The following is a 5,862-nucleotide window of genomic DNA, read 5'->3' as shown; positions in this document are numbered from 1 at the left end:
CCGAAGATCGCCGATGCCCAACCGCGAACTACACCACGTCGTGGGACACGACCCGTTCAACCGCTCGCCGCATTTCAATTTCTGCATGTTCTATAGGCAGTTTCGGGAAAGTATGGTCCGCCAACAGCGCACGGCGCGCATCGCAAGTGCGTTTTCCAGATTCATGTTCGTTTGCAGGAAGTTGAGCGACCGGTCTTCATCACCGCCAGCAATTGAGAATGCTGATACTATCAGCCGAAGAAAGCCGCACGCAGGGGCAGCATGGCGGCGCCGATCGCAGCGGCGTCAGGACCGATTACCGATGGGGTGATCCTGGGCGCCGGGCGATGATGGCCGCGTCGTTCGGGGTTGGTGAACCGGATGCGCGCGATGATCCGCTCGGCCAGCACGGGCGGCAGGCGGCCACCCAGGACGATCAGGTCCGGATCGAGCGCCGCCGAGATGACTGAGGCGATCAAGTTGAAGGACGGAGCGCACTCGTCCAGCCAGCCGTCGATCAGCGGATCGCCGGGATCGAACCCGGCGAGCATGGCGTGGAGGTCGTCGTACGGGTGCCCGTGTACGGCGAGATACAGGCGCAGGTTGTCGAGATTGGGTTGCGGCCAGCTCTCGGGCAGGGTCGAGGCGAACTCACCGGCGTTGCCGTGGCTGCCGCGCATCGGCACGCCGCCCGCGATCACGCCGCCGCCGAACCCGGCTGCGAAATACAGATAGGCGAAGTCGCCCGTCGTGCGGCCCGCGCCCAGCATCGCTTCGCCGACCGCGGCGACGTTGCCGTCGTTGTCGACCCAAACGGGTCCGCCCAGCCGCTCGGCCAGCATCGTGTCGAGCGGGATGAGCGCCCAGGGATCGAGCTGCGCCGGCGGGTTCAGCCGCGCGCCGTCGCCGATGAAATAGCCGGTGACGCCGACGCCGGTGCCGATCCGCCGCGCCGGGTTGAGCCCCGCCTCCGCCACCGCGTGGTCGATCAGCGACGCGATCTGCTCGTTCGCCCGTGCGAAGTCGACGCTGACGAGCGGGGCCTCGACACGCCCCCGGATCGTTCCGGCCAGGTCCATCACCACCAGTGACACCGTATCGGTCATCACCGACAGGCCGACCGCAAAGGCGGCGTCGGCGACGAGGCGGAGCTTGGCGCTCGGCTTGCCGCGGCCCGCGATCTCGGGCGCGCCCTCGACGAGCAGGCCGCGGCCGATCAGCGGATCGACGAGGCGGGTGATCGACTGCGCGGTCAGGCCGGTAGCGCGGGCGAGGTCGGCACGCGAGGCGTCGCCGGTACGGTGGAGCAGCGTCATCACCACGCGCTCATTGTCGGTCGCGGTGCGGCGTCCGTCCTCACGCAGGAACGCGGGCGGAAACTCGCCGGCATATCCATGGATCATGCGGCGGTATCCTTCAGCCTGTCTGCCTCGAACGGACGCTGCGGCCAGACGCACCAAGCGGCGAGCGCACAAGCCGTCAGTACCGCGGAGGCGAACATCGCGAACGCGCCGGGGGCGAAGGTCGTGCGATTGCCGAGCGCGGCGGTCATTGCCAGCCCGGCCCCGCCGAGCGCAAGCTTGGCCGCCATGGTGTAGAAGCCGTAGCTGCGCGCGCCGCGCGCAAGCAGCGGCAGCAGCGTCCAGTCAATCAGATTAGTGCTGCCGAGCAGCAGGCCGATGGCGAGGACCATCGGCCATCCTTCCAAGCGGAGCAGTCCCGCCATCACCGGTATTGCGACCAGGTACAGCGCCGCCAGCAGCGTCAGGCCACGGCGCGCGTCGCGAACGGCGAACGGAACCAGCGCCGCCAGCATCCGACCGCCAGTCAGCAGCAGGACGGTCGTCCCGGCACCGGGGTGGGCGATCACGGGCGGCAGTTGCAGCATTGCCTTGGTCAGCGCGCCGAGCGCGACGATACCGACCAGGCTGCCGGCCAGGAAGCCGTTAGGAAGGCCCGGACCTCTGGGTGCCGTCGCTGCCGTCCGCAACGCCGCCCTCGGCACGAGCGGAAGCAGCGCGGCCCCCAGGATCAGCGCCGCCCCCGCAAGCAGCCAGAGCATCACCGGCAGCGTCGCCGCGTCGCGCCACCGCGACAGCGCCAGTCCGACCGCGCCGGCGGCGATGCCGGTACCGACCGTGCGGCCGCGTGACAGGCGCGTGGCTGTATCCGCCGCCGCCGTCGCAAGCCGCGTCAGCATCGCATTGTGCGGAACATCATAGGCGGCATAACAGAGACGGAAGGCCAGCGTCGCCGTCATCAGGACCGCACTACCCGATGGCGCTGCGAGGATCGTCAGCGGGAAGATCATCGCCGCGCCGGCAAGGCCGATTCCGGCAATCGCCCGAGTCTGCCGCGGGTGCCGATCTAGCCAGTCGCCCACGAACAGGTCAGCGAGCGCATTCGCCGCGAGCCCGCCAAGAAACAACCAGCCCGCCAGCGCCGGATCGACCCCGAACAGGCTTACCAGCGCGTAGATCGTGACGAGATCGCTCGCCGTCCACAACAGGCTCTTGCCGATATGCGCCGTGTAGTAGGCGGTGTGGGCGGCGCGGGGCGACAGCGTCATCGGATCCAGCGGACCTTGTAGAGGTGAAGACCCTCGACCGGGATGCGGTGCGGATCGGTACCTTGCGCGCTCATGACGGTGAAGCCGTGGGCCCACCAGCTCTCTTCAGCCTGCACCCAGGCGATGCGGTCGCCCAGAGCGCTCACCGCCTTGACGCGCAGCTTGGGGTTGAGCGGCGCGATGGCACCGAAGCTGCCGTCATCGGGCGTGAAGGACCAGGCGCCGTCATCGGTGGTAACGTCATAGCCGCCATCGGGCGCGGGCGACAGGTCGTGCCCGTCACGCCGACCCGGCAGCATCCATCGCGCGGTCTCGATCAGGTGGAGACCTTGTGCGGTGCGGTCAAGCCGGAATGCCTGGACCAGATCATGCGACAGCGTGAACAGCCGCGCGCGCTGGGCATCCCAGACCGCGCCGTGGCCGGACGGCAGCGGCAGGCTCTGCAACGGTGTCTCGTTCTTTCGGCTGTCATAGAGTTCGAGCCGGTCTCCCGCCGGATTGATCGACAGCGCGACCGCGATCATTCCGCCGGGCAGCAGCGCGGCCGAGTGCGCCATCGGAGTCTTCGCGCGGAACAGGACCTTGCCCGTCGCCCGTTCGATCAGCACCGTCGCGCCGGTCGAAGCGGTAACGAGAAGGTCGCGACCGTCGTTCACGGGCTTGCAGTCGTCGATATGCGCCAGCAGCGTTGTCCGGTAATCCGCGGGCAGATCGGTCGAGTCACTCGCCGTCCAGCGCCACGACTCCGTCGCTCCATCGCCTGCGACTCGCAGCTCGCGAACCTGATCGTCGCCGCATGCATAAAGCCGATCCGGTGTCGTCGCCGCGACGGCCATAGCCGCCAACCCGGTCAAAAACATATGTTTCTCCATTCGCGCCGAGATGTCGGCACATCACCGCGATGCACCGTCATGTTTATGTCACCTACAGTGATTAAATGACGTCATCATGTCATCCACAGGGGGATTCGCCATGTCGTTCCGATCGAGTTTTCGTTTCCTGCTACTTCTGTCCGCGTCGGTGCCGTGCAGCGCCTTCGCGCAGAGCGTCGCCGCGCCCGACAAGACGGCGGGGCCCGACGCGTCCCCGGTCGCGGGGGCGGAGAAAGAAGGCGACATCGTCGTGACCGGCGCACGGCTGCAGGCGAAGAAGGACATCGCGGCCAAGCGCGAGATCTCCGTCATATCCGACAGCATCAGCTCGGACGAGGTCGGGACGCTGCCCGACTTCGGTCTGGGCGAGGCTTTGACCCGCGTTCCCGGTATCTCGACCATCCAGAACAACGGCCGCGGCGAAGCGCAATTCCTGTCGATCCGCGGGCTGAACGCCGATTACAATCTCGTCGAGATCGACGGCGTGCCGCTGCCCGCCAACGAGATATCGCGCCGCAACGTTTCGCTCGACGTCATCCCGTCGTCGCTGGCCGCGCGGGTCGACGTCTACAAGTCGATGACCGCGGCGATGAACGCCAACGCGATCGGCGGTATCGCCAATCTCCAGACCCGCAGTGCGTTCGACAATGGCGGCAAGCCGTATCTGGGCGGTCGTGCGGACATCGGCCGCTGGGATTTCCAGCACACGCGAGGCGGCAATACCCCATCGGGGCAGGCCGAACTGGTCGGCGCGACCACGTTCGGTCCGGACCACAAGTTCGGAGCGGTCTTCTCGGGCAGCTATTTCCGCCGCGTCAGCGCGTCGCTCGATTCAGCAAGCACGACGCCGCTCTACGTCGATCCGACCACGGGGCAGAAATTGACCTCTGCGACGACGGATGTCAGCAACGCCGATGTAGTGCCTTCGGTCCGTCGCTGGCTGCACTACGACAATCTGCGTCAGCGCTACGGCGGCCTCGCCAAGTTCGAGTTCGACGACCACGTCATGTTCAAGGGCGCGCTGACCTTTGCCGATTTCTACCACACCAATGACGAAGATCGGCAGGCGAACAGTGTGACCCCCAACACAGCGGTAACCGCCGCCACTAACAAATACACCTATATCACGGGTGTCACCCCGACCGGGGGTACGGTCACCAGTGGGACCTATGCGCAGGACGATGATTCGCATTTCTTTCAGAAGCGCGGGATCAAATATGGCGATTTCCACGGCGAGCTGACCCCCGGGAGTCATATAAAGGCCGATCTCGGCGTCAACTATGCGATCGCCACCTATCACCAGGATGCCACGACCGCGGTTTTCCGAATCCCGGCCGGCACCAACCTGGCTTATGCCTATACCATCACGCCGGGGCAGTTTCCCCAGTTCAACTTCGCCAATCCGAGCTATGTGTTCAATCCCGCCAACTACAATTTCTACGACTATCAGGTCACGCCCGACGACCAGAAGGAAAAGGCGCTGACCGGGCGGACGAACCTGCGGATCAACATGGATGGACAGGATCGCGGTTTCGGGGTCGCAACCGGACTATACGCCCGCTTCGTCGATCGCCGATACGATCGTACGGTCACCGATTATACCCCGGTCGCCGGCGCGGCCCCGCTCTCGACCTTCAGCGCGCCGCAAACCTACACGCCGTATAACAGCGGCGGGCAGAGCGTGATGTTCTTCGATCCCACCGCGGTAACCGCGTTCTTCAACGCGAACCCTGCCAAGTTCGTCGCTAATGCGACGAACGCGCAGACCAGCCTGCAATCCGATTATACCCTGACCGAAAACATCAAGGCTGCCTATGTCATGGGCCGCTACGCCCTCGACGATCTGCGGCTGACCGCCGGTGTCCGGTACGAGGACACCGATCTGTCGACCGGATCGTACAACCTCACCACGACCGGCAAGACTACGACGCTGAGTTACGCGCAGCAGGGCCAGCATTACCATGATTGGCTGCCATCGGCGGAACTCGATTGGAACCTGACGAGCAAATTCCGTGCCCGCGCGGCATTCAGCCGCACGCTTGCCCGGCCCAACTACAGCGACCTGGCAGGGCGGCAGACGATCTCGATAAACTCCGGGACCAATTTCGTCACGATCACGACCGGCAATGCGCAGTTGCAGCCACGGCGCAGCGACAATTACGATGTCAGTCTCGAATATTACGCCAACCGGGACGTGCTGTTCTCGGCAGCGGGCTTCATCAAGAACGTCAGAAACGAAATTCTCACGGTCAGCAATACCGCGCTCCAGCCCTATAACGGGGTCACGACGCAGGTCACGACCACCCAGCCGATCAACGCCAGCGGCACGGTGATCCGGGGCGTCGAACTGAACGCGGTCGTCACCCGCTTCTCGTTCCTGCCGCGGCCGCTGGACGGACTGGGCATTGCCGCCAACGTCACGCTGCTGAACCCGACACCGCC

The 5,862-nt window shown here is 65.6% G+C and carries 4 protein-coding genes; 1 reads left to right on the top strand and 3 read right to left on the bottom strand.

Annotated elements, in window-relative coordinates; translation table 11 throughout:
• Positions 1-230: 230 nt before the first annotated feature.
• Genes ACFE7D_RS13730 through ACFE7D_RS13720 form a run of 3 tightly spaced genes read right to left on the bottom strand, consistent with a single transcriptional unit; the run spans position 231 to position 3,384 of the window.
• Positions 231-1,382 (bottom strand): ROK family protein, encoded by a 1,152-nt coding sequence (locus tag ACFE7D_RS13730; RefSeq protein ID WP_375395976.1) that lies wholly within the window; start codon positions 1,380-1,382, stop codon positions 231-233.
• The gene (locus ACFE7D_RS13725) at positions 1,379-2,548 is read right to left on the bottom strand and encodes a hypothetical protein (protein ID WP_375395975.1); all 1,170 of its coding nucleotides are present in this window, start codon (positions 2,546-2,548) and stop codon (positions 1,379-1,381) included. Before ACFE7D_RS13725 ends, ACFE7D_RS13730 begins: the two co-directional genes overlap by 4 nt.
• Positions 2,545-3,384, bottom strand: coding sequence for a DUF6528 family protein (locus tag ACFE7D_RS13720; protein ID WP_375395974.1), 840 nt, complete (start codon positions 3,382-3,384; stop codon positions 2,545-2,547). Before ACFE7D_RS13720 ends, ACFE7D_RS13725 begins: the two co-directional genes overlap by 4 nt.
• A 136-nt stretch (positions 3,385-3,520) precedes the next feature.
• On the opposite strand from ACFE7D_RS13720, the gene ACFE7D_RS13715 reads away from it, so the two are divergent.
• Positions 3,521-5,862: TonB-dependent receptor (locus ACFE7D_RS13715; RefSeq protein WP_375395973.1), on the top strand; the 2,342-nt coding region annotated here is incomplete at its 3' end.

The organism is uncultured Sphingomonas sp. (assembly GCF_964244235.1).
In the GTDB taxonomy this organism is placed as follows: Bacteria; Pseudomonadota; Alphaproteobacteria; order Sphingomonadales; family Sphingomonadaceae; genus Sphingomonas.
The sequence above is the reverse complement of the archived record's forward strand: the minus strand, read 5'-3'. Positions and strand labels throughout refer to the sequence as shown.